Source organism: Okeania sp. SIO2F4 (assembly GCF_010672385.1).
Classification (GTDB): Bacteria; Cyanobacteriota; Cyanobacteriia; order Cyanobacteriales; family Microcoleaceae; genus Trichodesmium.
Window position 1 is genome coordinate 1 of the sequence record NZ_JAAHGT010001237.1, and the last position, 2,187, is coordinate 2,187.

At 35.2% G+C, this 2,187-nt stretch carries 2 protein-coding genes; both read left to right on the top strand.

Annotation, left to right across the window (positions count from 1 at the left end):
- Positions 1–762, top strand: a 762-nt coding sequence (locus F6K22_RS39240) for a hypothetical protein (protein ID WP_293110403.1), incomplete at its 5' end; no start/stop codon positions are given.
- A 959-nt stretch (positions 763–1,721) separates the two neighbouring features.
- Positions 1,722–2,187, top strand: a 466-nt coding sequence (gene smpB, locus F6K22_RS39245) for an SsrA-binding protein SmpB (protein ID WP_293110405.1), incomplete at its 3' end; no start/stop codon positions are given.

The window sequence follows — 2,187 nt, forward strand, 5'->3', positions numbered from 1 at the left end:
GAACAACCTGAAACAGAAGCAGTTTCCCAGGAAACAACAGAAACTCCTTCTATCACCTCCGAAACCCAACCTCAAGAACAATCAATTACTGACAATGAATCAGTTGTGGCCAAACCTGGACTTTGGCAGCAAGTTTTGGGGTTAATTCGTTCCTTACTACCAGAGTCCCTAAGTCAGAAGCTTTCTGATGGGTTATTGACTGGGGCGATCGCTGGTATTTTTGCCCTAATTCTGGTAATTATTTTTGTTTCTTTTCCTTCTAGTAAACCTACTACTGAAGTAGCAGATGTTCCTGTCGTTGCAGAGTCTGAATTAACAGAGGCGATCGCTCCGGAAGAGTCTGTAGCTTCTACAATAGATTCAGAAGATGCAGAAATTACCGATCCAGCATTACAAGAAGCTCCTGAATCTATAGAACCTGTTACACCTCCAGCTCCAAAGTTAACACCAGAGCAAATTTTTCTAGTGTCAATTCAAAATCAGATTGATGATTTAGCTAATCAATATGGTGATGGAATTATTGAGTCTTTAGAATTTGATTTTCCCAGTAATTTATTAATTGTTGAACTGAACAATGATTGGTATGGTATGAGTCAAGAAGAACAAGACGAATTAGTGAATCAAATGTTTGAGGAAGCACAAGATTTAGACTTTAATAAATTGGCACTAATCAACTCTCAAGGCAGAATGGTAGCTCGGACTTCAGTGATTAGTTCTAAGATGATTATTTTAGAGCGATCGCTCTTGAAATTACCAGGGTAATTTTAAGCATTCAGCTATTAGCAGTCAGCTCTCATAGTTTTAATGAATGAAGCAAGCATTCTTTTAACTTCTACTACATTTTTAACCAGAGTATTAAGGCACAATAACGACGAACTTTAGTTGTGAATCTATACAATTCTGTGGCAGGAAATGTAGATCTGTCTCGGAAGCTGATAACGCTGTTCCGACCCAGGAGGCTAGCTGACCGCTGAATACTTACGGGTAATTTTTGTAGTAAGGACTCATTAATTTACCAATAATTAATGTAGAGACCTTCCATGGAAGGTCTCTACAAAAGTTAATTTTGCAGAAGTGAAGCAGGTGCAATTCATTAATTGCGTCTACAGAATTCAGTCGGAGTTGAGGCAAATTTACTTGCTATATAGCAATCCTAAATGATAAATTTTTTGTAAAAAAAACTGTAGGAATTTGGTCTCTAAAAACAAGCGAAAATGGGATAAAAAGGTAAGCATTCAGCAGTCAGCTATCAGCTATCAACTTGATTACCTTGAAAGGAAAAAAAAGCAATTTTATCAAAGCTTCAGAATACCAATCTCTGGTTGAGAATTTAGTATAAATTAAATGAATGCTTGCTTGATTCATTAGACATCTCCAATCAGAAAAAATCCCATCAATTATCCCACAGCAATTATCAATTCTTTCCCCCTACTCCCTACCCCTACTCCCTCTTTTCTGGAGATGTCTATTAAAAAGCTGATAGCTGACCGCTGATAGCTGAATGCTTACATAAAAAGACCAAATTCCTAGGATAAAATATTACAACCTATGGGCGGATTTATATAGTTATTTTGTGTTTAATTGTGCCTACTTAACTTATACAAAACTTATATTTTAAGGTTTTTGATTTATGATGGTGTTTTAATTAATTTATTGTTATAGCCAATAATTTTATAGTATAATAGAAAATTCAGGATAAAAAAAGTGAGTAAAAATATATTATGAGTAAAAAAAGTGGTGAAGGACAAAAAATAATTAGTGATAATCGCCAGGCAAGATTTAACTATCATATTATAGAGACTTATGAAGCTGGCGTTGCATTACAAGGAACAGAGGTAAAATCAATCCGGGAAGGTAAAGTTAACTTACGGGATGGTTATGCTTTAATCCGTAATAATGAAGCATGGTTACTTAACGTTCATATTTCCCCGTATCAAAAAGCTGGAGATTTTTTTAATCACGAACCTCGACGTAGTAGAAGATTGTTATTACATAAACAAGAGATTCGGAAATTAATTGGAAAAGTAGAACAACAGGGATTAACTTTAGTACCTTTGAGGATGTATTTTAAACGCGGTTGGGTAAAAGTTGATATTGCTTTGGCACAAGGTAAAAAACTTTATGATAAGCGTGAAACTATTAAGCGTAGAGATGATAAACGGGCTATGCAAAGAGCAATTAAACAAT